Source organism: bacterium (assembly GCA_035505375.1).
Classification (GTDB): domain Bacteria; phylum Hydrothermota; class Tepidihabitantia; order Tepidihabitantales; family Tepidihabitantaceae; genus UBA2258.
In genome coordinates, this window is sequence record DATJQV010000081.1 from 192,066 (window position 1) to 216,153 (window position 24,088).

At 61.9% G+C, this 24,088-nt stretch carries 21 protein-coding genes; 14 read left to right on the forward strand and 7 right to left on the reverse strand.

Features of this window, described 5'->3' with window-relative positions; all coding sequences use genetic code 11:
- Positions 1 to 141 precede the first annotated feature (141 nt).
- The 3 genes from VMH22_13915 to VMH22_13925 form a co-directional block, all read right to left on the reverse strand.
- Positions 142 to 510: a phage holin family protein gene (locus tag VMH22_13915; GenBank protein ID HTW92783.1), complete on the reverse strand. Its 369-nt coding sequence runs from the start codon at positions 508 to 510 to the stop codon at positions 142 to 144.
- Between the two features lie 870 nt (positions 511 to 1,380).
- Entirely contained in the window at positions 1,381 to 2,133 is a 753-nt protein-coding gene (locus VMH22_13920) for a hypothetical protein (GenBank protein HTW92784.1), read from the reverse strand.
- A 110-nt stretch (positions 2,134 to 2,243) separates the two neighbouring features.
- Entirely contained in the window at positions 2,244 to 3,086 is an 843-nt protein-coding gene (locus VMH22_13925) for a hypothetical protein (protein ID HTW92785.1), read from the reverse strand.
- A 245-nt stretch (positions 3,087 to 3,331) separates the two neighbouring features.
- On the opposite strand from VMH22_13925, the gene lysS reads away from it, so the two are divergent.
- From lysS to VMH22_13985, 12 genes are all read left to right on the forward strand, one after another.
- The gene (lysS, locus tag VMH22_13930; GenBank protein HTW92786.1) at positions 3,332 to 4,903 is read left to right on the forward strand and encodes a lysine--tRNA ligase; all 1,572 of its coding nucleotides are present in this window, start codon (positions 3,332 to 3,334) and stop codon (positions 4,901 to 4,903) included.
- A gap of 69 nt (positions 4,904 to 4,972) precedes the next feature.
- Positions 4,973 to 5,332 (forward strand): four helix bundle protein, encoded by a 360-nt coding sequence (locus tag VMH22_13935; protein HTW92787.1) that lies wholly within the window; start codon positions 4,973 to 4,975, stop codon positions 5,330 to 5,332.
- Between the two features lie 84 nt (positions 5,333 to 5,416).
- On the forward strand, positions 5,417 to 6,616 hold the full coding sequence (locus tag VMH22_13940) for an ABC transporter permease (GenBank protein HTW92788.1): 1,200 nt from the start codon (positions 5,417 to 5,419) through the stop codon (positions 6,614 to 6,616).
- Positions 6,609 to 7,370 carry an ABC transporter ATP-binding protein gene (locus VMH22_13945; GenBank protein ID HTW92789.1) on the forward strand — a complete coding sequence of 254 codons (762 nt, stop codon included), beginning with the start codon at positions 6,609 to 6,611 and terminating at the stop codon, positions 7,368 to 7,370. Before VMH22_13940 ends, VMH22_13945 begins: the two co-directional genes overlap by 8 nt.
- A 103-nt stretch (positions 7,371 to 7,473) precedes the next feature.
- The gene (locus VMH22_13950; GenBank protein ID HTW92790.1) at positions 7,474 to 7,962 is read left to right on the forward strand and encodes a UvrB/UvrC motif-containing protein; all 489 of its coding nucleotides are present in this window, start codon (positions 7,474 to 7,476) and stop codon (positions 7,960 to 7,962) included.
- A gap of 94 nt (positions 7,963 to 8,056) precedes the next feature.
- A complete protein-coding gene (locus VMH22_13955; GenBank protein HTW92791.1) occupies positions 8,057 to 9,100 on the forward strand; it encodes a protein arginine kinase in 1,044 nt (347 codons plus the stop codon).
- Positions 9,097 to 10,617 carry an L-seryl-tRNA(Sec) selenium transferase gene (selA, locus tag VMH22_13960; GenBank protein ID HTW92792.1) on the forward strand — a complete coding sequence of 507 codons (1,521 nt, stop codon included), beginning with the start codon at positions 9,097 to 9,099 and terminating at the stop codon, positions 10,615 to 10,617. The genes VMH22_13955 and selA overlap by 4 nt, the downstream gene beginning before the upstream one ends.
- Positions 10,618 to 10,686: 69 nt before the next feature.
- The gene (locus tag VMH22_13965) at positions 10,687 to 11,856 is read left to right on the forward strand and encodes a saccharopine dehydrogenase C-terminal domain-containing protein (GenBank protein ID HTW92793.1); all 1,170 of its coding nucleotides are present in this window, start codon (positions 10,687 to 10,689) and stop codon (positions 11,854 to 11,856) included.
- 127 nt (positions 11,857 to 11,983) lie between these two features.
- The gene (locus tag VMH22_13970; GenBank protein HTW92794.1) at positions 11,984 to 12,232 is read left to right on the forward strand and encodes a DUF2007 domain-containing protein; all 249 of its coding nucleotides are present in this window, start codon (positions 11,984 to 11,986) and stop codon (positions 12,230 to 12,232) included.
- Positions 12,233 to 12,321: 89 nt separating this feature from the next.
- Positions 12,322 to 15,051: a pyruvate, phosphate dikinase gene (gene ppdK, locus VMH22_13975; protein ID HTW92795.1), complete on the forward strand. Its 2,730-nt coding sequence runs from the start codon at positions 12,322 to 12,324 to the stop codon at positions 15,049 to 15,051.
- 12 nt (positions 15,052 to 15,063) lie between these two features.
- Entirely contained in the window at positions 15,064 to 16,719 is a 1,656-nt protein-coding gene (locus tag VMH22_13980) for a phosphoenolpyruvate carboxykinase (ATP) (protein HTW92796.1), read from the forward strand.
- A gap of 48 nt (positions 16,720 to 16,767) precedes the next feature.
- Positions 16,768 to 17,148, forward strand: coding sequence for a four helix bundle protein (locus VMH22_13985; protein ID HTW92797.1), 381 nt, complete (start codon positions 16,768 to 16,770; stop codon positions 17,146 to 17,148).
- Positions 17,149 to 17,157: 9 nt separating this feature from the next.
- Here the strand turns inward: VMH22_13985 and VMH22_13990 are convergent, their stop codons facing one another.
- The 4 genes from VMH22_13990 to nikR are packed head-to-tail and all read right to left on the reverse strand — an operon-like array spanning position 17,158 to position 20,023.
- Positions 17,158 to 17,982, reverse strand: a complete 825-nt coding sequence (locus VMH22_13990; GenBank protein ID HTW92798.1) for a metal ABC transporter permease — start codon at positions 17,980 to 17,982, stop codon at positions 17,158 to 17,160.
- A complete protein-coding gene (locus tag VMH22_13995; GenBank protein HTW92799.1) occupies positions 17,972 to 18,706 on the reverse strand; it encodes an ATP-binding cassette domain-containing protein in 735 nt (244 codons plus the stop codon). The genes VMH22_13990 and VMH22_13995 overlap by 11 nt, the downstream gene beginning before the upstream one ends.
- 26 nt (positions 18,707 to 18,732) lie before the next feature.
- Positions 18,733 to 19,545: a zinc ABC transporter substrate-binding protein gene (locus VMH22_14000; GenBank protein ID HTW92800.1), complete on the reverse strand. Its 813-nt coding sequence runs from the start codon at positions 19,543 to 19,545 to the stop codon at positions 18,733 to 18,735.
- A 1-nt stretch (position 19,546) separates the two neighbouring features.
- Entirely contained in the window at positions 19,547 to 20,023 is a 477-nt protein-coding gene (nikR, locus tag VMH22_14005) for a nickel-responsive transcriptional regulator NikR (protein ID HTW92801.1), read from the reverse strand.
- Between the two features lie 90 nt (positions 20,024 to 20,113).
- Here nikR and VMH22_14010 point away from each other — a divergent pair, with 90 nt between their 5' ends.
- Complete coding sequence (locus tag VMH22_14010) at positions 20,114 to 21,589, forward strand: hypothetical protein (GenBank protein ID HTW92802.1); 1,476 nt, start codon at positions 20,114 to 20,116, stop codon at positions 21,587 to 21,589.
- 9 nt (positions 21,590 to 21,598) lie between these two features.
- Positions 21,599 to 23,956: a beta-propeller fold lactonase family protein gene (locus VMH22_14015; GenBank protein HTW92803.1), complete on the forward strand. Its 2,358-nt coding sequence runs from the start codon at positions 21,599 to 21,601 to the stop codon at positions 23,954 to 23,956.
- Positions 23,957 to 24,088 lie beyond the last annotated feature (132 nt).

Here is a 24,088-nt window from a genome sequence, read left to right on the forward strand (position 1 = left end):
CATCGTTGCGGCGACCTAGGCCGGCGCGGGATCCGCGACAGGACGTCTGTTGTAAATCGCCTGACAAGCAGAACGCGCGGCCGGTCGCCTTTCATGCTGTCGAGAGAATACCCGGAATCAGACGACTATCAACCGGCTGAGCTACTTGTCCTTATCTCTGAACAACGCCGACATGATCATGGTGGCGATGCTGACGATGAGCGCGCCAAAGAACGCGGCCCAGAACCCGCGCACGTAGAAGCCGACGTGAAACCAGTGGACGGCGATGGACGACGACAACCACAGCGTCAGGGCATTGATGACGAGCGTGAACAAACCAAGCGTCAGAATGATGAGCCCGCAGGATAGCAACTTGAGGACCGGCCTGACGAGCGCGTTGACCAGACCCAGAATGACGGCCATCACCGCATAGATCCACCACGCGTTGGCCGCGACCTTGATGCCCGGCACGATCCAGGCGGCAAGGAACAAGGCAAGCGCCGCAATCAGCCATCGGATGAGAAGCTTCACGGTTCCTCCCTTGGTAAGCGCCGGCCAGCGCGGTGGCTCAAGTCAGGCTGCCAGCCGCGCACGCTCGGCGCAAGTCATCTTGGATTGCCACAAGAATACCGACAATCCGCCGGCCATCAAGACGCAGCCACCAGCCTGAATCCGACATAGAGACTCACCACAAAGGCACAAAGACACAAAGAGGGTGAGGACGGAAATCGGCTCTGTCTGCTTGGTGTTCTTGGTGTCTTGGTGGTTCAATATCGGGTTTGGGGCACAAGCTTATGAGAGGCTCGTCTTCGGGCGCAGGGCTAGGCCCCTGATTCCCTCGGACGCACGGAGCATTTGGAAGCCGGTTTTGAGGCAGCCCGAACCATCCCAGTTTCTTATAAGTCCCCAAGGATTCCGACCCGGAAATCTCCTAACTTATCTCTTTTCAATTCACTATTCACTCTTTCCGTTTCTCCCCTATCCCATCCCCCCGGCTATTCTGTAGGTTATTCTCCAGCTTACCCGGAGAGCAATTCCGAGGATTGCTCCGCAGGCAATCCGGTGAGGAATCCGGAGAGCTACCTGGTCTGCTCTTCGGTCAGTTGCTCGGCGGGCTATTCGGAGAGGAACTCGGCGAGCTATCCGGAAAGCTGCCGGGAGGGTAATTGGAAGAGCTCCTCCTCAGATTGCCCGGAGAATAGCCGGGCAAGTAACTCGGAAAGCAACCTCCCGAGCAACTGTGCGGACAATCCGGAGAACTACCGGGCGGGCTATTCGGAAAGTAGCATGCCCAAACCTCAGCCCAGCAGCCTGGTCAGTTCCAGCCGACTACCTCGGTCAGAACGACCTTGCGGATGGCTTGCGGCTTGAGGCTTGGAGCTTGGGGCAGAGTGGCCTCGGCTACTTCTGTTGTTTGGGTGCGTTTGGCGTCGGGTTCACCTGTCCTGGACCATGGCGAGGTCTTGCCTCGGCAGGATTGTACTCATCGATGTATCCCTTCGGGCCTCTTCTTTCAACAGTCCCGAACTGGCCCAGCCCGACGGGGAGGGAAAAGAACCACTCCTCCGTCTGTTGGCCGATCTGGACTCTCACACAGGCGTCGTAATCGTCGCCACTAATCACGTACTTGGCCCTCGTGGCTCCGAGAAAGGTGACCTCGGTGGAAGGACCTTGCTCGCCGTAGATTGCCGCGATGATGAAGGCCTCTGCCAGCTCGATGATGTTCTTGTTGGTTACGTTCATGCCGTTGTCTATGAGCAGCCGGTTGAAGCCATATGGCATCGAGTAGCCCTTCCCCTCATCAATTGCCATGAGATAGGGGTGCCGGGGGGGCGAAGTGAAGTCGTGGCCCAGGTAGAAGTGGGCCGCTGGAAAGACGCGTGCCAGCGTCGGCTCGGAAACTTCGACGAATCCGAACGTGCCGGCCATGTACTCCGCATCATTCCTCCTGGCGGCCAAGAAGCTTGGCACCAGCTCCGGGAACTTCTGAAGGATGTCCATAGCCTCGCTCGTCGAGATGTGCCGCAGGGAAACTGCGGACTGCACCTCCTTCGCCGGCTTCCTTCCCGACCCTGCTGCCACAGAAATGGCAGCGACCACGAGCAGCCCGACAAGGGCCATTCTGACGCTTCTACTATGATGGGGCAGGCTCATCGGCTCTCCTGTCATCAGTCTATGACAGTCACAGTCGCAGTCAAGCGAGCCACGCCGCGCGGCCGCCCAAGGCGGCCTTTGGGTGATGGCGGCGTGTGGTGTCGTGCCGACTACTCGCGGCGACCGAGCAGTCGTTTGAGCCAGGCAACGACACCGTCTGCGAATGGTTCAAAGTAGGCTGCGCCGGGATAGCGGTCGGCAGACGCGAGGTTCACGCTGACTGCTGCCGCTTGCGGTTCAAGCTCGGGACTGGCGTCGCGAGCCAGTGATGCCAGTATGTAGCGATCATCAGTTGCCGCTTTTGCCATGGACTCGTGCAGTCGGTTCAGCGCCAGGTACGTCGTTGTCCAGTTGATCCATTCTGTCCGGTCTCGGGCCTCGGCCACGGCAGCCGGTATCGCGTCCGGCACAAGCGAATATCCGCCGGGCGTACGTCGGACAATACCGGCGGTGCTCCATCGTTCAAGCACGTTGTAGACTCGCTTCTGGTCCACGTACAGCGCCCGCGCGATTGAGGACGAGTTGCCGCTCTTGTTGAACAGCAGATAGCCGAAGACGTCGGCACGAGCGTCCATGCCGAGCAGAGCCCGAAGTTGGAGCTGCAGCAGCACGGGCTGAGTGACGACCGGCCTCACGACCCTGGTCCGGCTGCGAGCTAACGCGTCCGGCACCAGCGCCTCCGAGTCCATCTCGGTGTCGAACGCAGAACTGATGCGTCTCAGCCGTGGTGTGCTCACCCATTCTTGGTTCACCGCCAGCCACTCACCTGCCAGTCTCAGCAACCTTGCATCCGCCCGTCCAAGCCGTGAGACCGAAACAGCCAAGGCCTCAAGGTCCACCACCCAATGGCTCTCGGGCTCAACCTGTCCGGCGACGCCCAGCGCGCACCACTGCCGCCAGTGCAGTTCCAGCATCAGCTCGCGGAGTTCGGCTCTAAATCTCTTCGGCGACATAAGGGGCGGTCTTCAGTGTCGAATCTCATCTGCTAGTAGTTTAACTACTAATAGCTAGTCTGTAAAAGACTGCGTTCGGTTCCCAGTCTCACTGTGAATTGCAGAGCACACGGAGATGACTCGGTCAGGGATGACACCGGCTTTCACTCGACTCTGTGTCCGCGTCCTCCGTGGTGAATTCCGCCCGCTTCCCGAGTCCCTTCGTCTGTTTGACTTCGCCTCTGACACGGATATAGTCTTGCCCGATGAGCGACAACCCTAGTCAAGCCGACAGCCGACAGCCGACGACTGACGGCCCAATCCAGACCAGCGGTCATGACCGCGAAATCAGGCTGGCCAAACTCGCCAAGCTGCGCGAGGCCGGAGTCAATCCGTATGCCTACAAGTGGGACCGGACCCACACGAACGCGAAGGCGATTGCAGAATTCGAGAGAGTCCAGAGTTCAGAGCCTTCGGGTGCCGGCTTGGGACACGATCCCAATTCCCCGAGCGGAATTGGGTCATGTCCCGCGCTTGAGGTTCGCGTCGCCGGACGGTTGATGTCGCGGCGGGAGCACGGCAAGACCCAGTTCGCCCACATTCAGGACGAGACCGGTAAGCTCCAGCTATACCTGCGCAAGGATACGCTGGGCGAGCAGGCGTTCGCGAACCTGAGCCTGCTCGACCTCGGGGACTTCGTGGGAGCACGGGGCGAGATGTTCCGCACCAAGACCGGCGAGGTCACGGTCAACGTGAAGGAACTTGTGCTGCTCACTAAGTCCCTCCACCCGTTGCCGGAGAAGTTCCACGGCCTGACCGACGTGGAGATGCGCTATCGGCAACGCTACGTTGACCTGATTGTCAATCAGGAGTCGCGACAGGTTCTGCTGAATCGGATTAGGGTGACCGGTCTAGTGCGTCGGTTCCTTTCCGAGCGCGGGTTTGACGAGGTAGAGACGCCGATTCTGCAGCCGATATATGGCGGGGCCGCGGCTCAGCCGTTCGAGACGTTCTACAACGTACTCGAACAGAAGATGTTCATGCGGATTTCCGACGAGCTGTACCTGAAGCGGCTGATTGTCGGCGGGCTGGAAAAGGTCTTCGAAATCGGCAAGGACTTCCGCAATGAGGGTCTGGACCGGACGCACAATCCCGAGTTCACGCAGATGGAGCTCTACTGGGCCTATGCCGACTACAATGACGTGCTGGCCCTGGTCGAGGAGCTGTTCAAGTTCCTCGCCACCGAGGCCTGCGGCAAGACTGAGATTCCGTTCGGCGACCATATTGTGGACTTGGGGCGGCCATGGCAGCGGATGAAGTTCGTGGATACGCTGGCAGCGCGGATTGAGGCGGACCCGATGAAGCTCTCGATGCCGATGCTCAAGAAGGTCGCGGCGCGGTTCAACGTCCAGACCACCGAGGACATTTCGCGCGCCAAGCTGCTGGACAAGCTCTTCAGCGAGTTGATCCAGGACCACATCATTGACCCGACGTTCGTGATGGACCATCCGAAGGTGACGACGCCGCTGGCCAAGAGCCACCGCGATAACCCGGAGTTGGTTGAGCGGTTCGAGCCGGTGGTGTGCGGCATGGAACTGGGCAATGCGTTCTCCGAGCTGAATGACCCGGCCGAGCAGCGGCAGCGGTTTGAGGAAGGCGTGGCTCTGAACGAGGAGTTCGCGACGGTTGACGAGGACTATTGCACAGCGCTCGAGTTCGGCATGCCGCCGACCGGCGGGCTCGGGCTGGGCATCGACCGTATCGCCATGCTGCTCACGAACTCGCAGACCATACGGGACGTCATACTATTCCCTCAACTTCGCCCGCAGAAAGAGTGACAGGGGATTCGGATAATCCAGAATCCAGAGTCCAGAGCTCAGAATCCAGAATCGACGGACGGGACGAGGATGAGGGACTTCCGATCGGACCTGAGCGAACGGCTGCTAGACTTCGCGGTCAGCGTCGTTGCGCTCGCCCCGCGTCTGCAGCGCTCGGCAACCGGTCGTTTCATGGTGGGGCAACTGGTGCGTTCTGCTTCCTCAGCAGGTGCGAACTTCCATGAAGCTTGTGGTGCCGAAAGCAGAGCCGACTTCGCACATAAGATGCAGGTGGTCCTCAAGGAATTGCGCGAGACCGAGTACTGGTTGAAGCTGGTCACGCGGGCAAAACTGCTTCCGACCGATCTGCTGTCGGAACCATTGGCTGAGGCGGACGAGTTGATCAGAATCGTGGTGAAGTCCGTTGTCACTGCCAAGTCGAGACCCTGATGTCGGGTTTGTCAATTCTGGGTTCTAGTCTCTGGATTCTGAATTCTGGACTATCCGGAGTCCGCCATGCGCTTTGAATTGTTCATGGCAAGACGCTACCTGCGCGGACGGGGTCGGCGCCTCATCTCCGGAATAACCGCGATTGCCATCGGCGGAGTGTTCGTCGGCGTTGCGGCTATCATCATCGTGCTCTCAGTCGAGAATGGATTCCACCAGGAACTTACCAACCGGATTCTCGGTGCTACGCCGCACGTAACCGTAGCCAAGTATTCGTATGAGCCGATTCCCACCTGGATCGGCGATTCGTTGCAGCGTGAGATTGCCCGGGTGCCGGACGTTGTTTCGGTCGCACCGTTCATCTACGCGAAGACACTGGTCCGCTCAGAAAACGGAGTCGAGGGAGTTGTGATTCGCGGCGTCGATCCGAAGCACGAGAAGGAGATTACCGGCATATCGGGGAATATCGTGCAGGGACACTTCGCCTTCGACTCCAGCGGCGTGGTCATCGGCGTCGAACTGGCGCGTGAGCTCGGACTCTCGATCGGCGACAGCCTGAATCTCGCCTCACCGTTCGGCGGAACAATGACTGCCTTCGGTTTCATCCCTCGCACGCGGTACTTCCGGGTGAACGGTATCTTCGACTCCGGGATGTACGAGTATAACTCGAGCTTCGTATTCCTGTCGCTTGGGGCAATCCAGCGATTCCTGGACATGGAGAACATGGTCACTGGTTTCGAGGTCCAGGTGAAGGACGTCTACGCCGCCGACCGCACGGCGCACATCATCACGCGGCAGCTCGGCTATCCGTACCGCGCCTCGGACTGGATCCTCCAGAACCGCAATCTCTTTTCCGCCTTGCGGCTGGAGAAGGTCGTGACCTTCATCGTGCTGGTGCTGATTGTGCTGGTTGCCGCCTTCAACATCATCGGCATGCTGATGATGATGGTTATCCGCAAGACCCGCGAGATCGGCATCCTGAAGGCGATGGGCGCCAGGCCCGCCACGGTGACACGCATCTTCGTTTGGGCCGGCGGGTTAATCGGAGTCATCGGCACCGTGACCGGCGCGGGCTTCGGCCTGCTCGCCTGCTGGCTGCTGAACAAGTACCGGTTCGTATCGCTGCCCGGCGACGTCTATTTCATCAAGAATCTGCCGGTGCAGGTGCTGGCGCAGGACTTCGTCGTTGTCTGCATCGCGGCCATCGTCATCACGTTCGCGGCCACGGTCTACCCGGCTTTGAAGGCGGCGAGGCTCGTGCCGCTGGAAGCAATCAGATATGAGTGAAGCGACCAGGGATGAGGGACTAGGGGCTAGGGGTCAGGTTTCGGACCCTGACCCCCAACCCCTGACCCCTGACCCCTCGGTCGTGCTCCGCGCGACCGACGTATGGCGCGTGTTCGAGACCGGGGCTGAGCGTCTGGAAATCCTCCGCGGCGTGAACCTGGAGGTCAGCCGAGGCGAGCTGGTGGCGATTCTCGGCCCTTCGGGAACCGGCAAATCTACCCTCCTGCACGTGCTCGGAGCGCTGGATCGCCCCACAAGAGGCCGAGTGTTCCTTGATTCAGCTGACGTTTTCAGCTACCCTGAGTCCAAGCTCCACGAACTGAGAAATCGGAAGCTCGGGTTCGTGTTCCAGTTTCACCACTTGCTGTCCGAGTTCACGGTTCTGGAGAACGTGGCAATGCCGCTGCTTGTTGCGGGCGTGGCTCGGCCCGAGGCGATGGACCGTGCGCACCGCGTGCTCGAGGACGTCGGATTCCTGACCCGGCTCACCCACCGGCCGTCCGAGCTATCGGGCGGAGAAAAGGCGCGGGCGGCAGTGGGACGCGCGCTGGTGAATAACCCGGCGGTGATTCTCGCCGACGAGCCGACCGGCAACCTCGACACGACCTCGGCGGCGGCGCTGGTTGACCTGATGGTGCGACTGAGCAGCGAAAGGAAAATGACGATTCTGGTAGTGACTCACAATCAGTCCGTCGCCGACCGAGCGACACGCCGGCTCCATCTAGCCGAAGGAAGACTCACGGAGGAGAGGTGACAAAGCAGAAATCAGGATTCAGATACCAGAATGCAGAACTGCCGGACTTTCTGACTTCTGGTCTCTGTTCTCTGAATTCTGAATTATCCGGAGTGTCCGGGCTATGAAACTCTGTGACCTTTGCGGCAAGGGCGAGGCGACGATGAAGGTGAGCCAGCTCGACAAGAACGGCAAGGTCACCGAGGTCTCGGTTTGCGCCGAGTGCGCGCGCCAGCGGGGGTTCGCCGAGGTCGAGCAGCTCAAGGCGGGCGCGGCGGAGATAATCGCCGAGTTGAAGACGCGCGTCGACGAGGCCGATGCGAAACTGGTCTGCCCGAGCTGCGGCCTGACGTATGCGGAATTCAAGCGACAGGGCCGGCTGGGCTGTGCCGATTGCTACGTTTCCTTCCACGACCAACTATTGCCGGTGATACGCCGAATCCACGACGCGGTTCAACACGTGGGCCGGACCGCGAGCGGCGGCCGCAAACATGCGCAGGTCCAGATGAACATCCAGAAGCTGCGCCAGGCCCTGTCCGGTGCAATCCAGGACGAGGACTACGAGAAAGCCGCCGCCCTGCGCGACCAGCTCAAGCACGCGGAAGCAGAATGAGTGCCAGAGGAATCAGAGATTCAAGGATTCAAGGGGGCCAATGCGGTGTCACTCGAATCCTGGAATCCTCGACCCCTGGATTCCTTCAGTTCCCATGAACTCCACCGGCACTGTTGGCAAGTGGCTTGCGGCCGCCGGGCCGGAGAGCGATGTCGTGCTCTCGACCCGCGTTCGGCTGGCCCGAAACCTTGCCGAGGTGCCGTTCACTCACCGGTCAAAAGCGGACGCCCAGGAGCGAACCGTTGAGGCCGTTCGCCTGGCGCTCACCGATTCCGGCTACATAGCCGCCGGCGAGTTCATCGACAACGAGCGGCTTTCCGAACAGTACGGCCAATACCTGGTCGAGCGGCACCTGGCGTCGCCCGACTTCACTGCATCCAAAGCCAAGCGCGGGCTGTACTTCAGCGAAGATGAAGCTACGAGCCTCATGGTCAACGAAGAGGACCATCTCCGATTCCAGGTTCTGGCCTCGGGCCTTGATTTCCCGGAGGCGTTCACTGCGGCAGCAACGCTCGACGAGAAGCTGGAAGGACAACTTCAGTACGCGTTCTCGCCCGAGTTCGGATTCCTGACCGCGTGTCCGACCAATCTCGGAACCGGTATGCGGGCCTCGGTTCTCGTGCACCTGCCCGCGCTCGTCATCACCCGCGAAATTGAGAAGGTGCTGCGCGGGGCGTTGCAGATCGGCCTCGCGGTGCGCGGCCTGTACGGCGAGGGCACCGAAACCAAAGGGAACTTCTTCCAGATTTCCAACCAGAAGACGGTCGGCCAGACCGAGTGGGAAATCATCGAGACGATTGCCGACATCAGCCGGCAGATAATCCAGTACGAACGGAAGGCCCGTGGGTACCTTATGAACAAGCTCCGGGTCGAGATCGAGGACAAGGTCTTCCGTTCGCTCGGGCTGCTACGGGGGGCGCGCATCCTCACATCGGACGAGGCTATCAACCTGATTGCGAACCTCAGACTCGGGATCGCGCTCGGCATCGTAAACGAACTTAACCTGGAGCAGGTCACGCGGCTCATGGTGCTCGTCCGGCCCGCGAACCTGCAGGCAATGCTGGGCGAGAACCTGACCGCGTCGGAGCGCGACGAACGGCGCGCCACCTTCGTCAGAGAGACGCTGGTGCATCAGTGAGGCAGAAGGGGTCAGGGGTCAGGGGTCAGGGGTCAGAAGCTGGAAGTCAGAATAAGCAGACCGGACTGCGCGGACTTCCGTCGGTGGACAAACTTCTCAGTGACGAGACGCTCGCGCCCGTGCTCGCGCAAGTCCACCGCCGCATGGCGGTGCGGGCAATCCGAGCCTATCTCGACGAGCTACGGGAGAACCTGAAAGAGCCGCAACACGCAGACGGCAAGCCCCAAGCGTTCTCAATGGCGGAGTTGCTGCGCCGACTCGAACGAGAGCGCAAGCCGACGCTGGCGCGCGCCATCAATGGCCTTGGCGTCATTCTGCACACTGGGCTGGGGCGCGCGCCGCTGTCCAAGGCTGCACAGGAAGCGCTTACTGACGTGAGCGAGCACTTCTCCAGCCTTGAAATCGACATCGAGACCGGACGGCGCGGCAGCCGCTACCGGCACATCGAACCGCTGCTGTGCGAACTGACGGGCGCTGAGGCGGCGATGGTCGTCAACAACAACTGCGCGGCTACCTTGCTAATCCTGTCCGGGCTGGCCAAAGGCAAAGAGGCGATTGTCTCGCGCGGCCAGCTTGTCGAAATCGGCGGCGCGTTCCGAATCCCCGACGTGATGATGCAAAGCGGATGCAAGATGGTCGAGGTCGGCACGACCAATCGCACTCACCTGCGCGACTACAATAATGCCATCACTCCGGAGACGGCGCTCCTGCTCCGGGTTCACACCTCCAACTACAAGATTACCGGGTTCACCAAGGAAGTAAGCCTCGAAGAGATGGTAGCTCTCGCCCAAGAGGTCAATCGCTCGCCCCTCGCCCCTCGCCCCTCGCCCCTCCTCGTCGTGGACGACCTCGGTTCAGGGGCGCTCGTCGACCTTTCGAAGTACGGCCTGCCCAAGGAACCGCTGGTACAGGAATCGGTCAAGGCCGGAGCGGACGTCATCTGCTTCTCCGGGGACAAACTCATTTCCGCGTCGCAAGCCGGCATCATCGTCGGCAAGAAGAAGCACATCGACCTGCTGAAGAAGCATCCGCTCACCCGGGCCATGCGCTGCGGCAAGCTCACCTACGCCGTGCTCGAACGGACACTGGAGCTGTTCCTTGACGAGGAACGCGCAGTCAAGGAACATGCGCTCTTCCAGTTACTGCTGAAGACCACGGACCAGATGCAGGGCGAAGCCGATGAACTCGTGCGCCGGGTTCAGTCTCTTCTCCCTCTCCCTCTCCCTCCGGGAGAGGGTTGGGGTGAGGGCGACAACGTCGTGGCCAAGTTCACCGTCAGACCTGCTCTTTCCGAAATCGGCGGCGGCTCACTCGCGACCGAGAGCCTCGAATCGCGGGTAGTTGCCATCACGCCGAAGACGATGCATGTCGACGAGCTGGCCCGTCGCATGCGTCTCAATCGGCCCCCGGTGTTCGGCCGGGTCGAAAAGGGCGAATACCTGCTCGACTTCCGTACCCTCCGCCGCGACGAAATCCCCATTATCTCTTCCGCGCTCCTCTCCGCTTTCCAGCAGTAGCGCAGGTTTGGGCGCCACGTTGACTGAGGAGAGTGGCGCGGTACCGTATCCTACCATGAAAGGACAACGATGAAATTCATTGTGATAGGCGCCGGAATGCAGGCGCGGGCAGTGGCCTACGACCTTGTGCGACAGGAAGACGTCGACGAGGTGAGAATCTGCGACGTGGATGCGGAGCGGCTGCAGGACCTGAAACGCCGCCTGCGTAGCGCGAAGGTCAAGACGTTCGAAGCCGATGCCGGTGACAGGCGGCGCATGACGGAATTGATGAGGCCCTGCGATGTGGCGGTGAGTTGCGTCCCGTATTTCTCTAATCTTAACCTGGCGCACGCTGCCATTGCATCGCGCACGCACTTCTGCGACCTCGGCGGGAACAACGACGTGGTGCATGCGGAGCTTGCGCTGAGCGGGCAGGCGAAGAAGGCCGGCTTGACCGTGGTGCCCGACTGCGGACTGGCACCGGGTATGGTGAGCATCCTCGCTGCGGACGGGTTCTCGCGCCTGGAACGCACGGATGCCATCCACATCCGAGTGGGCGGGCTGCCGCGCCATCCCAGGCCTCCGCTCAACTACGCGTTGGTCTTCTCAGCCAATGGGCTAATTAACGAGTACGTCGAGCCGTGCCTGGTTCTGCGGGAAGGCAGGCTGACGTGGCGCGAGCCGCTGGCTGAAGTCGAGGAACTGGAATTCCCGAAGCCGTTCGGCAAGCTGGAGGCGTTCAATACCTCGGGCGGGACGTCGACGCTGCCCTACACCTACCGCGGTCGAGTGAAGACGCTCAATTACAAGACGATCAGGTATCCGGGCCACTGCGCCAAGTTCCGGTTGCTCTTCGACCTTGGTCTCACCGACATGAAGCCGACTAGCGTGGACGGCAAACTCATCGTCCCGCGTCACCTGCTGATTCACCGCCTCGAGGCAGTGCTGCCGTGGGAGAAGGATGATGTGGTGCTGCTGAGGGTGGAAGTGAACGGGAAGGGATCAAGGGATCGAGGGATCAAGAGACCGAGTGGCGGAAGGACGATAAGTTACGAACTGATTGACTACGCGGATCGGAAGAGCGGACTGACCGCGATGGAGCGAACGACCGGTTTCTCGGCGGCGATTGTCGCGCTGATGCTGGGCCGCGGCCAAGTCGGATGCGCCGGGGCGTTCACCGGCGAGAATTGCGTGCCGTCTGCCGCGTACATCAAGGAACTGCGCCGGCGCGGTCTGCGTCTGCGCGTTAGCTTGGACTGACCGGGCGGCTCCTCACCCCATCCCTCTCCTCCGAGAGGAGAGGGAGAGCGAAGCGAGGGTGAGGAGGTCACAGAATCGGTTCGGCGGGTTTGACTGCCGTCGGAATCGGGTGTATACTGCTGACTCCGTGGCACTCAAAGCAATCTACAAGCCCGAAAACGAGTTGATGGCGAACTCGGTCCGCGACCTGTTCGAAGAGAACGGGATTCCGGCGATGATTCGTTCGTTCCAGATGCCGGCCTACGACGGCCTCGCGCGGGTGATGCGTCCGGTCTGGGGCGAGGTGCTGGTAGAGGAGGAGGACATGGCGCGCGCCAGGGAAATCCTCGACGCTTTTCTTTCCACGGATGCCGGCGATGCCGGCAAGCAGGAGTAGCCCACCGTTGCGGCACCGGCGCCGCACTGACGGATTTACGACTAGCTATTGATGTTTGATTAGTTGAACCGTAGAACGGAGCTTTGCACATGAAGTCGGTTTATCGCTTCGGCGGCGGCCGGGCTGAGGGCTCGGCGCAGATGAAGGACGCGCTCGGCGGCAAGGGCGCAAACCTGGCAGAGATGGTCAATCTCGGACTACCGGTTCCGGCCGGGTTCACGATTTCCACCGCGGTCTGCGTCCATTACATGAAGAACGGCGACTACCCGACCGACTTCGCCGGCGAGGTCAAGTCAAGCCTTGAGTACATCGAGCAGCAGGCGGGGCGGAAGTTCGGCGACCCCAAGGCCCCGCTGTTGCTGTCGTGCCGTTCGGGCGCGCGGGCGTCGATGCCCGGGATGATGGAAACCGTGCTGAACATCGGGTTGTGCGAGCGCACCCTGCCCGGTCTGGCGGCGATGACCGGCGACGAGCGGTTCGCCTATGATGCCTATCGCCGGTTGCTGACGATGTACGCCGACGTCGTGATGGAGAAGGCCGAGGGCATCGAGCCTAAAGACGGCAAGGGCATCCGGGCCCAGCTTGAGGGGTTGATGCACGCGCTCAAAGAGCGAACCGGGCGGAAGGGCGACGCTGACTTGACCGCCGAGGACCTGAAGGAGTTGTGCGCCTCATACAAGACGCGCATTGCCGAAACGTTCGGCAGGCCCTTTCCGGAGGATCCTGCGGAACAACTGTGGGGCAGCATCCAGGCCGTGTTCCGGAGCTGGAACGGCAAGCGCGCCGTGGCCTACCGCCGCATCGAGAACCTGCCCGACGACTGGGGCACGGCGGTGAACGTGCAGGCGATGGTGTTCGGCAATCTGGGAAATCTGTCCGCGACCGGCGTGGCGTTCACGCGCAACCCGGCGACCGGCGACGCCCGGTTCTACGGCGAGTGGCTGCGCAACGCACAGGGCGAGGACGTGGTGGCCGGCATCCGCACGCCGAACCCGCTGAATGCAGCCAGTCGCAACGTCCAGAATGAGACAATGGAGAGCCTCGAGGAAGCGATGCCCGGGCTCTACACGGAGCTGAAAGAGTACCGCGACCGGATGGAGAAGCACTTCCGCGACATGCAGGACATTGAGTTCACCATCGAGAACGGCAAGCTCTACATGTTGCAGACCCGCACCGGCAAGCGCACCGGCGTCGCCGCCATCAACATCGCGATGGAAATGCTGGACGAAGGGCTGATCGAAGAGCGAACCGCGCTGTTGCGCGTCCAGCCCGTTCAGTTGGAAGAACTGCTGCATCCGATACTCGACCCGGCCGCCGAGAAGGACGCAACGCTGCTAGGCGAAGGCCTGCCGGCGGGTCCGGGCGGCGCAACCGGTCGCATAGTATTCACTGCGGCCGATGCGATAGCCAGGTCACGGGGCGAGGGTGCGGCCCCGGTCATACTCGTGCGTGAGGAGACCTCGCCCGAGGACATCGACGGCATGCGGTCCGCGGCCGGCATCCTGACCGCGCGCGGGGGGATGACTTCGCACGCGGCGCTGGTGGCGCGCGGGTGGGGCAAGTGCTGCATCGTCGGCGCAAAGGATACCACGGTCGATGCGGTGGCAAAGGAGCTTACGATCCGTGGCCGCGTATTCTCCGAAGGCGATTGGCTGACATTGAACGGGACCAGGGGACGCGTGTACGCGGGCAAGGTGGCGACGATGGACGCGACCGAGCAGCCGCGGTTCCAGCAGTTCATGGAGCTGGCCGACAAGTACCGCAAGATGGTCGTCCGCACGAACGCCGAGACGCCGGCCGACGCGGCGCTGGCGCGACGGTTGGGGGCCGGCGGCATCGGGCTGTTCCGTACCGAGCACATGTTCTACGGCAAGGGCAGCGACGTGCCGCTGTTCCTGCTGCGCAAGATGATTCTGTCGAAGACGACCGAGGAGCGGCGGGCCGCACTCAACGAGCTGTTCGTCCACGTCAAGGCCGCGGTGAAGGGAACGCTCGAAGCGATGGACGGCTTGCCCGTGACCATTCGGCTGCTCGACCCACCCCTGCACGAGTTCGTGCCCAAGGCGGAAGACAAACAGGCGGCACTGGCCAAGTCGCTGGGCGTGACCGTTGATGACGTGCGCAAGCGCGGCGAGGACCTGCACGAGTCGAACCCGATGATGGGACACCGCGGCGTGCGCCTCGGGATTACCTACCCCGAGGTTACCGAGATGCAGGCGCGGGCGATATTCGAGGCGACCGCCGAACTGCTGGCCGAGAAGAAACAGCCCGAGCCTGAGATAATGGTGCCGGTGACCTGTGAGGCAAAGGAGCTCGAGGACCAGAACGCAATCATCGCGCGCGTGCACGACGGAGTCTGCCGTAAGCTGGGCAGAGAACGGATACCGCACATGGTCGGCACGATGATCGAGATACCCCGCGCGGCCCTGCTGGCCGACGAGATGGCGCACGCGGCCGAGTTCTTCTCGTTCGGAACCAACGACCTGACCCAGATGACCTTCGGTTTCAGCCGCGACGACGTCGCCTCGTTTCTGCCGCTGTACCTCGAGAGACGGCTGCTCAAGGAAGACCCGTTCCAGACCATCGACCAGGCGTCGGTCGGCGCGCTCATCCAAATCGGCGTCAAGAAAGGCCGCGCGGCCCGGCCCGGCCTGAAGGTCGGCATCTGCGGCGAGCACGGCGGCGACCCCGAGTCAGTGAAGTTCTGCTATCGCGTCGGGATGGACTACGTGAGTTGCTCGCCGTTCCGCGTGCCGATCGCGCGGCTGGCAGCGGCCCAGGCCGCGATTGAAGGGGAGGCTGCGACGGGCAGCAAGTAACGGAGGCGAGACATGGACGGCGAACTGCAGAAGCAGCTTGATGGGGTTCTAGACCGGCATCCTGAAGTCAAGGTCAACCCGGACCGCCGGACGATGATCGCGGAGGTGGTGGCGCGGCGCGAGGCGATGGTCGCGGCGTGCGGCTGTCTTGCGACCTGGACCCCGCCCGAATCGACCGGGCGCAGCCCGCAGGACACCGTCATCGTGCGCCGGTCTGAGTCTGAGAGGAACATCGACTGGGACGCGCCGAACAACCTGCCTATTGCCCCGGACACGTTCGACATGGTCATAGCGGACGCGCTGGCCGTGCTCGCGAAGAAGCCGCGGCTGTACGTTGCGGACAGGTCGCTCGGGGCCGACCCGAGCCACGCGCTGCCGGTCAGGGTCGTTTCCGACCGGGCGCTGACGGTCCTCTTCGCTGACAACATGTTCCGGCCGGTGCCGGCCGACATCGGCAAGTCGTGCTTTGCCTCACGCCCCTACACGCTCATCGTGCTCCCATACGAAAAGCTCGACCCGGCCCGCTACAGCGGTCGGCTGCGGAAGATGCCGAAGACCGCTAAGACGTCAGACATGGTCATCGCGATGGACATGGACCGGCGCATCGGAGTTGTCTACGGTTCGGCCTACTGCGGCAGCGTCAAGAAGCACATGTTCACCGTGATGAACTACCTGCTGCCGCTCGACGGTATCCTGTCGCTCCACTGCTCGGCCAATGAAGGGAAGAACGGTGACGTGGCCCTGCTGCTCGGGCTGTCCGGCACGGGGAAGACCACGCTCTCGGCCGACCCGCGCCGTGCCCTGCTCGGCGACGATGAGCACTCATGGGGCGATTCGGGTGTTGCCAACTTCGAGAACGGCTGCTATGCCAAGCTCATTAACCTGAGCCCGGTCAAGGAGCCGGATATCTACAAGGCCTGCTTCCACGAAGCGCCTTACCTTGAGCACGGGGCGATTGTCGAGAACGCGATGACCTACCCGGACGGAAGGTTCGACCTCGACGATGAGCGTCTTACGCCAAACTCACGCGGCTCGTATCCGCTGACATTCCTCTCCAACATCAAGACACCGCCGGTCGCAGGGCACCCAAAGACGATTCTCTTCCTGACCGCGGACGCGAACGGCGTGCTGCCGCCGGTTGCGCGCCTGAGTCGCAACCAGGCCATGCTCTGGTTCCTGATGGGCTACACCTCCAAGCTTGCCGGCACTGAGACCGGCATCGTTGACCCGAAGAGCACGTTCTCGCGCTTCTTCGGCGCACCGTTCATGCCCTTGAACCCGGGTGTGTACGCCCGGATGCTCGGTGAGAAGCTGGACAAGCACGGCACCAAGGTGTACCTCGTCAACACCGGCTGGAGCGGCGGAGCGTACGGCGTGGGAAAACGGATGGATATCAGCCTGACTCGGGAAATCGTCGAGTCGGCGCTCAACGGTTCACTTGCCAGTGTCGAGTGCTTCACCGACCCCATTTTTCACCTCGACATTCCGAAGAGCTGCCCGGGCGTGCCCGACCCGGCCGTGCTCAACCCGCGCAACACCTGGCAGGACAAAGCCGCCTACGACGTGCGAGCGAAGAAGCTCGCGGCAGAGTTCTGTTCCCAGTTCGATAAAGCGTATGGTGGAAAGGGAATCGAGGCCGAAGTCGTGCGGCAGTGCCCGGGGAAGTAGGATTGGGGCTAGGGGTTAGGGAATAGGGGTTAGAGAGGACACGGGAGGATGAAGGGTCCCATTCGGAGCTACAAGGACCTCGTGGTCTGGCAAGAGGCTATCACCTTGGTCGAGCTGACATATGGACTCGCGCGGGAATTGCCTGCAAGTGAGAGGTTCGGACTAATATCCCAGATGACGAGAGCCGCCGTATCGGTGCAGGCTAACATTGCCGAAGGCCATGGTTCCCGACACCGGGCCGTCTATCTGAATCACCTGTCCATCAGCAAGGGTTCGTTGGTCGAACTAGAGACGTACATTATCCTGGTCGTGAAGCTGGGTTTCGTGAAGCCGGACCGCACCGCAAAGATCCAGGGCAAGATTGATGATGTCGGGAGGCTGTTGAGCGCTCTTGTGCGAGCGCTCCGCGTCTCCGTCGACCGTTCCTGACCCTAGTCCCTAACCCCTAATCCCTAGTCCCTTACCCGCTCGCCTCTTGGGCGAGAAGAGCAGGCACAGCCCGAACAACGCGCTCGACGTTACTATGATGACCGCGCCCGCCGGGGCGTCAGTCAACCACGAGACGAGTAGTCCAATCAGGCACGACAGAATCCCAAACAACGCCGAAAGCAAGTACATGGTCCTCAGCCGATAGGTCAACTGGTACGCTGCTGACGGTGGGTTGACGATGAGGCTGAAGATGAGGAGCCCGCCGATGGTGCTCAAGTTGGCGGTTACCGACAGGCCGCACAAGACCAGCATTGCGAAGAAGAGCGCTCGCTCGGGTATCCCGACCGCGCGGGCGATTTCCCGGTTGTAGAGCACGGCCTGGATTTCCTTGTAGAACAGCCAGAGAAACAGCAGCACCACTACTGCCGCGCCGGCCATCACCGCGAGGTCGCGCCCGGCCACGAGCAGGATGCTGCCCCATATCAGGCCGAGAGCGTTGGCGCGTGAGCCGCGCATCAGGCCGATGGCAAGAAAGGCGAGGCCGAGCACGAGCGAGAAGATGATGCCAAGCGAGACATTGGGTTCGATGTCAGCGCGCTCGGCAACCGGGCCGACGAGGAACGACGCGGCGATGCAGAAGACCGCGGCGGTAATGAGCGGGTTTACTCCGAGCAGCAGTCCGGTTACCGCACCGGCAAAGGCCGCGTGCGACATCGCCACCCCGACAAATGGTATGTTCATCATCACGACCCAGACCCCGACGATGCCGCAGACCAGCCCTCCGAGAACTGCGGCAGCAAGCGGCCGCCAGAGTATGGCGAGTTCAGGCGGCATCGGCGAAGAGTTCGGCTATCAGGAGCTTGTCGTCGAGCGCGGCGCGGCCCCCAGAGCAGGTGACGCGGCCGTTCTTGACCATGACGATTCGGTTCGCGACTGGCGGCAGATGGTCAAGTTGGTGCGTCACCATCACCACGGTCAGGTGGAAGCGTTGAAAGGCGTCGACCACCAGCTCGCCGAATTCACTTACTGCCCGCGGGTCGAGGTTCGACGTCGGCTCATCGAGCAGCAGCAGTTCCGGCTCCTGCACCAGGGCGCGGGCGAGTGATATCTTGCGCGCCTCTCCACCCGAGACCCGACCAACCGGGCGCTCGGCCAAGTGTGCCGTCCGCGTTAGTTCCATCATCGCCAATGCGCGCTCTCGGTCGGCCGGCGTCAACCGGTGTAAGAGGCCGGCGCGACCACAACGGCCAACCAACACGGCATCAAGGCAGGAGATTGGCGCACGCGGGTCCACCCGTTCCTGCTGCGCCACGTAACCGATGCGACGGCGCAGCCGGCCGAAGTTCGCGCGGGTGGCGAGTTCGCCAAGGATGCTGACCGAGCCCGAGTGAATTCGAGCAAGGCCGTTGATGACGGTGAGAAGAGTCGTCTTGCCGGCACCGTTTGGGCCGATGATGCCGCAGAAGTCGCCGCGCCCGATGTCGAGCGAAACGTCACGCAGAGCGACGTGCTCGCGATAGCCGACCGTGACCGAGCGGAGCGAAACCGCCTCAGTCACTCGTTCCTCGCCCTGACCCCTGGCCCCTAGTCCCCGGCCCCTGTCCCAACTGCCTGCGCCAGCGCCGATGCGTTGTCGAGCAGCGCCTGGCGGTAGGACCCGTGCAGCGGGAAGTTGGTCAGGGTGACGTGCTTTGCCTTGAGCGCCTCGGCGAGCGGCCTGCCCGCGTCCGGGCCGGATTGCAGATTATCGACGACGAGGCTTGCGCCGGAGTCGAGCGCGACGCGAGCCAGGCGGGTGAGTCCCTGAGCGGTGAAGTCCTCGGCCCGACCAAAGGTCGCCACCACCCGGAATCCGAGTGACGCGACGAACGGCGCCTGCTGGTCAGCCGCGATTACCGCCGGCAGTTGCTTTCCTGCGAGCAGCGTCCGTGCGGCAACCGCGGCCGAGTCGACATCGGCCCCGTAGCGCAACCCTGCCAGCCGATATGTGTCGGCGTGCCCCGGGTCGAGTCCCTGCAACAAGGTGGTAATTTCAGCGGCTGCCTGCTTCTGTAGTTCGGGAATCATCCAGTTTCCCTGTGTCGCAAGCGTCACTCTCCTCGGGCCGGGCGGGATGATCGCCTTCTCCAGCGCCGGGTACCAGGCTTCCCAGCCGTGGTTCAGGATGAGCCGGGCGTTGTTCGCCGCAGTCACATCCGACGGCTTCAGGTCGAACTGCCCCGGACACAGCCCGGCCGGGGCAATGGTAGTGACTGCGAATCGGTCACCGCCAATCGTTTGTACAATCGTGCTGATGAGCGTGGTAGAGGCGACCACACGGATTCGGCCTGACGGCCGGGCGCAACCGAAGATCGTAACCCCGACGAGGAACAATCGCATCAAGAGCTTCTTTGCCATGTCAGGAACTCCTCGCATGGTGTGCCTCGTGTTGGTGTGCTCGGGCGAGCGGACAGCGCGCCGGGGTCAGGGTCAGGCTGCCTTGTCGTACGCCCTTGAGCGCGAGCAGGCGGTTGGCGAGTTCCCGCAGGTCGGCCGCCGGGCCGCGGAGAATCAGCACTTCGAGGCACTCGTGCCGGTCGAGATGGACATGAGTCGAGGAAACGACCTCGGCAAAGGCATCGTGCTGCACCTGCATCAGGCGCCGCGCCAACTCCGGCTGGTCGTGCCCGTAGACGTATGACAGCACGCCCACTGCTGAGCCGGACTCAAGTTCTGATTCGGCCAGCCGGCTTCGCACCAGGTCGCGGATTGCCTTGGAACGGGACCAGCCTGTCTTCCGGAGAAGGGCCTCAAACCCGGTCAGCAGCTCCGGCTCCATCGAGACGCTGAACCGCACCGCCCCGGCTTCTTCGTCATGGTTCTCGGTGTTACGCATCCCCAAATCGTAATACCGACGGGGTCTCCGGTCAAGCCGGGTGAGGCGAAGATTGACACGCGTGCCGACGGGAATATGCTCAGGGCGACCATGAGACCTATAGGACGGATTGGACCTATATGTCTTACCTTGTTCTGCGCGTTCGCAACGGCGCACGCCGCTACCGTCACCTGGGACACAATCACCAGGCTCACCGCCAACTCCGCGAACCAGGTAACGGGCCGCTCCGGTCAACACGGCCTCGCGGTCGATGCATCGGGCGATGTCCACGTCGTCTGGCTGGACCAGCGTACCGTCCCGTATCAGGTCTGGTATCGGCGATACGACGCGGGCACGAGCACGTGGCTGGCCGAGACTACGCTGACCACGCAGCAGGCCAATTGTTCTCAACCGGGAATGGCCTGTGACAGCGCGGGCAACATACATGTCGCCTGGCAGGTCATGAACTGGAACCCCCTTGGGGTCGGCACCTGGGCCAAACGTTACAACGTTTCGACGCATCACTGGCGGGTCGACACCTTGATTGACAGCACCGGCACGAGCCAGCCACAGCAGTATCCCTCGGTTGCCTGTGTGCCCGGCACCGGCGATTTGGAAGTAGCCCTGTACAAACTGCCTGACACCGGTATGTACACCCAGGTTTTCCTCAAAGAGTGGCATCCGGCAACCGGATGGGACTCCGTGGTGCAAGTCTCGTCTGCGGCAGTCAACCATGACCAGGTGTCGGTCGCGGCGGGTCTGAACGGCGATGTCGCGGTTATCTGGGTCGGCAAGGACCTCGGCGATGCTTACAGCCAGGTCTACTGCCGCCGCCGCGTCGGCGGAACATGGCAGGGAGTCGAACTTGTCTCCGCCCCTGCCGGGCTGAGCCAGTATTCGCCCTGCGCCGCGTTCGACCGGGAAGGCGCCGTCCACGTCGTCTGGCACGGCTTGGCGGGCTCATACCAGCAGGTCTTTCACCGAGAATGCGATGCCGGAACCTGGTCCGGCGTCGACGACGTAAGCGGACAGCAGTCATACCAGCAGGAGTTTCCCTCAATAGCGTGCGATGCGGCCGGACGATGCCACGTGGTCTGGTGCAGCCAGGCCGGCGGCACCAACTATCAACTTGCCTATGCCCAGCGCGATACCGACGGGGTCTGGAGTTCGCCAACCACACTCACCGCGCTCGACTCCGGAAGCGTCAACTACCCTTCAATTGCCTGCGACGCCGTCTCAGGCATCCACATCGTCTGGTACGACAATCACACCGGCAACCAGGACGTCTACTACCTCCACGGCGTCCCTGCGGGCACGGGCGTCCTCGAAACCCGTCCCTCGTCCGTCGTCCCTCGTCCCTACACTGCCGCGACACTAGTCCGTGGCGTGCTCTTCTTGAGAGGAAGCCGAAGAGCAAGCTCAAGCCCAGGCCCAGGCTGCGTGCTCGACATCAGCGGCAGGAAGGTCCTCGATCTACTGCCGGGCGCAAATGACGTGCGGGGGTTGGCTCCAGGGGTGTACTTCGTGAGGGAGGCTCAGACGCAGGTTCAAGCACAAGCTGTCTCGAAGATCGCGATTACGAGGTAAGGAGACGCTATGAGGACATCGAGCGTACTGCTGGCCGTCTGCTGCTGCCTGTCGGCGGCCAGCGGACAGACCTTGGAGACCACCATCTATCTGCCCGACTCGCTCGGCGGGCTGTCTCAACCGCAGTGTCTGGCGTATGACTCGGCCAGCAACACTGTCTACGTCGCCGGCACGTACGGCAACTACGTGCTGGCCATTGATGGCGCGGCCAACCAGAAGCTGGCCAGAATCCCGATCGGGTCGCTCGGAAGCGCCCTCTGCTACAACCCGACCAAAAACAAGGTCTACTGCGCAAATCTCTACAGCGACAAGGTAACCGTCGTGGATGGCGTAACCAACGGAGTTATCGCCACCGTGACTGTAGGTAGCAATCCTTTGGCTCTCTGTTACAACCCGACGAACAGCAAGGTCTATTGCGCGAACGAACACAGTGGTAGTGTGACCGTGATTGATGGCGCGACTGACAGCGCCATCGCTACCGTGGCTACAGGTAGCTATCCTCGTGCCTTCTGTTACAACCCGACCAATAACAGGGTCTACTGTGCGAACTACAGCAGCGCCAACGTGACCGTGATTGACGGTGCCGCCGACAGCGTCATCGCCACCGTGACAGCAGGTAGCCACCCTTATGCCCTCTGCTACAACGCGACCAGCAACAAAGTCTACTGTGCGAATGAGGGCAGCGACAACGTTACGGTGATAGACGGCGCGACTGACAGCGTCATCGCCACCGTGACTGCGGGTGTCCACCCGTGGGCCCTGAGCTACAACCCGACGAACAATAGGGTCTACTGCGCGAACGAGGCAGACACGACCGTGACCGTGATTGACGGCGCGAATGACCGTGTCATCGCCACCGTGGCTGCAGTCCTCCACCCCGATGCGCTTTGCTACAATCGCGCTAATGACAAGGTCTTCTGCGCGGACGCGGGCGGCGATGTGACGGTAATTGACGGCGCCACCGACAGCGTCATCGCCACAGTGGCCGCAGGAAGCTACCCCTGTGCCATTTGCTACAACTTGGCCAACAACAAGGTCTGCTGTGCCAATCAAAACAGCGGCAACGTGACCGTGATAGACGGCGAGAGCAACGAGGTCATCGCCACCGTGGGCACAGGCACGTGGCCGTACGCTCTCTGCTACAACCTGACCAAAAACAAGGTCTACTGTGCGAACAATAGCAGTTGCAGCGTGACCGTGATAGACGGCGGGAGTAACGAGGTCATCGCCACGGTCGCCACAGGTGAAATGCCCGAGGCCCTCTGCTACAGCATGACCAACGACAAGGTCTACTGCGCGAATTGGATGGTCGGAGACGTGACCGTGATAGATGGTGTGACCGACGGCGTCATCGCTACAGTAGCTACCGGTGGGAGTCCTAGCGCTCTCTGCCACGACTCGGCCAATGATAAAGTCTACTGCGCGAGCTTTGACGGCGGCGTGACCGTGATTGACGGCGCAACTGACAGTGTCATCGCCACCGTTGCCACTGGCAGCGGCCCGAGTGCCCTCTGCTACAACACGGCCCGCAACAAGGTCTACTGTGCGAACTCCTACAGCGACAACGTGACCGTGATAGACGGTGTCGCCGACAGCGTCATCGCCACCGTGACTACGGGCAGTGAACCCTATGCCCTCTGCTACAACCCGACGAACGATAGGGTGTACTGCGCGAATCGGGGTAGCGACAGCGTGACCGTCATGGACGGCGCAACTGACAGTGTCATCGCCACCGTTGCCACTGGCAGCGGCCCGAGTGCCCTCTGCTACAACCCGACCAGCAACAAGGTGTACTGCGCGAACGCGGGCAGCGGCAACGTGACCGTGATTGACGGCGCGACCGACAGCGTCCTCGCCACCGTAACGGCAGGCAGCTATCCCTGGGCCCTTTGCTATGACCCGACCGACATCGAGGTCTATTGCGCGAACCAATTCAGCGGTGACGTGACCGTCATAGATGGTAAGACCAACGGGGTCATCGTGACCATCGGTGTCGGTGCCGGGCCGTGCGCGCTGGCGCAGAATCCAACTCAGAACCGGGTCTATGTCGCCAATGGCGCTGGGTCCAGCATCTCGGTGCTGCGCGATTTTGTGTCCGGAATCGAGGAGGGCTTCAAGCCTCAAGCCACAAGCTCCAGGCCGATGCCGACCATCATCCGCGGGGTGCTGTATCTAGGAGTAGACAGTAGGCAGAAGACAGGATACAGGGCGAAGCTGCTGAATATCACGGGCCGGAAGGTGCTGGACCTGCATCCCGGCGCGAATGATGTGCGGGCGCTGGCGCCGGGCGTCTACTTCGTGAGGACAGCCCAAGCACAGGCTCAAGCCCAAGCCCAAGCCATCCGCAAGGTCGTCCTGACGCGCTAGCAGACAAGGCTCGAATCGTCGCAGGAGACCCATCTAAATGGGGACGCTACCCATTTTCCGCTCATCTAAAGCTAAGTTATTAAAGCACGATGTGTTAAGCCACGGCATTGGCTGAAAAGTTAGCGTCGGGAA

What these genes read in the sequence shown, in the direction of transcription:
- VMH22_13920 (HTW92784.1), bottom strand. Translation starts at nt 2,133, where the DNA reads ATGAGCCTGCCCCATCATAGTAGAAGCGTCAGAATGGCCCTTGTCGGG.
- VMH22_13925 (HTW92785.1), bottom strand. Translation starts at nt 3,086, where the DNA reads ATGTCGCCGAAGAGATTTAGAGCCGAACTCCGCGAGCTGATGCTGGAA.
- lysS (HTW92786.1), top strand. Translation starts at nt 3,332, where the DNA reads ATGAGCGACAACCCTAGTCAAGCCGACAGCCGACAGCCGACGACTGAC.
- VMH22_13935 (HTW92787.1), top strand. Translation starts at nt 4,973, where the DNA reads ATGAGGGACTTCCGATCGGACCTGAGCGAACGGCTGCTAGACTTCGCG.
- VMH22_13940 (HTW92788.1), top strand. Translation starts at nt 5,417, where the DNA reads ATGGCAAGACGCTACCTGCGCGGACGGGGTCGGCGCCTCATCTCCGGA.
- VMH22_13945 (HTW92789.1), top strand. Translation starts at nt 6,609, where the DNA reads ATGAGTGAAGCGACCAGGGATGAGGGACTAGGGGCTAGGGGTCAGGTT.
- VMH22_13950 (HTW92790.1), top strand. Translation starts at nt 7,474, where the DNA reads ATGAAACTCTGTGACCTTTGCGGCAAGGGCGAGGCGACGATGAAGGTG.
- VMH22_13955 (HTW92791.1), top strand. Translation starts at nt 8,057, where the DNA reads ATGAACTCCACCGGCACTGTTGGCAAGTGGCTTGCGGCCGCCGGGCCG.
- VMH22_13965 (HTW92793.1), top strand. Translation starts at nt 10,687, where the DNA reads ATGAAATTCATTGTGATAGGCGCCGGAATGCAGGCGCGGGCAGTGGCC.
- ppdK (HTW92795.1), top strand. Translation starts at nt 12,322, where the DNA reads ATGAAGTCGGTTTATCGCTTCGGCGGCGGCCGGGCTGAGGGCTCGGCG.
- VMH22_13980 (HTW92796.1), top strand. Translation starts at nt 15,064, where the DNA reads ATGGACGGCGAACTGCAGAAGCAGCTTGATGGGGTTCTAGACCGGCAT.
- VMH22_13985 (HTW92797.1), top strand. Translation starts at nt 16,768, where the DNA reads ATGAAGGGTCCCATTCGGAGCTACAAGGACCTCGTGGTCTGGCAAGAG.
- VMH22_13990 (HTW92798.1), bottom strand. Translation starts at nt 17,982, where the DNA reads ATGCCGCCTGAACTCGCCATACTCTGGCGGCCGCTTGCTGCCGCAGTT.
- VMH22_14000 (HTW92800.1), bottom strand. Translation starts at nt 19,545, where the DNA reads ATGGCAAAGAAGCTCTTGATGCGATTGTTCCTCGTCGGGGTTACGATC.
- nikR (HTW92801.1), bottom strand. Translation starts at nt 20,023, where the DNA reads ATGCGTAACACCGAGAACCATGACGAAGAAGCCGGGGCGGTGCGGTTC.
- VMH22_14010 (HTW92802.1), top strand. Translation starts at nt 20,114, where the DNA reads ATGAGACCTATAGGACGGATTGGACCTATATGTCTTACCTTGTTCTGC.
- VMH22_14015 (HTW92803.1), top strand. Translation starts at nt 21,599, where the DNA reads ATGAGGACATCGAGCGTACTGCTGGCCGTCTGCTGCTGCCTGTCGGCG.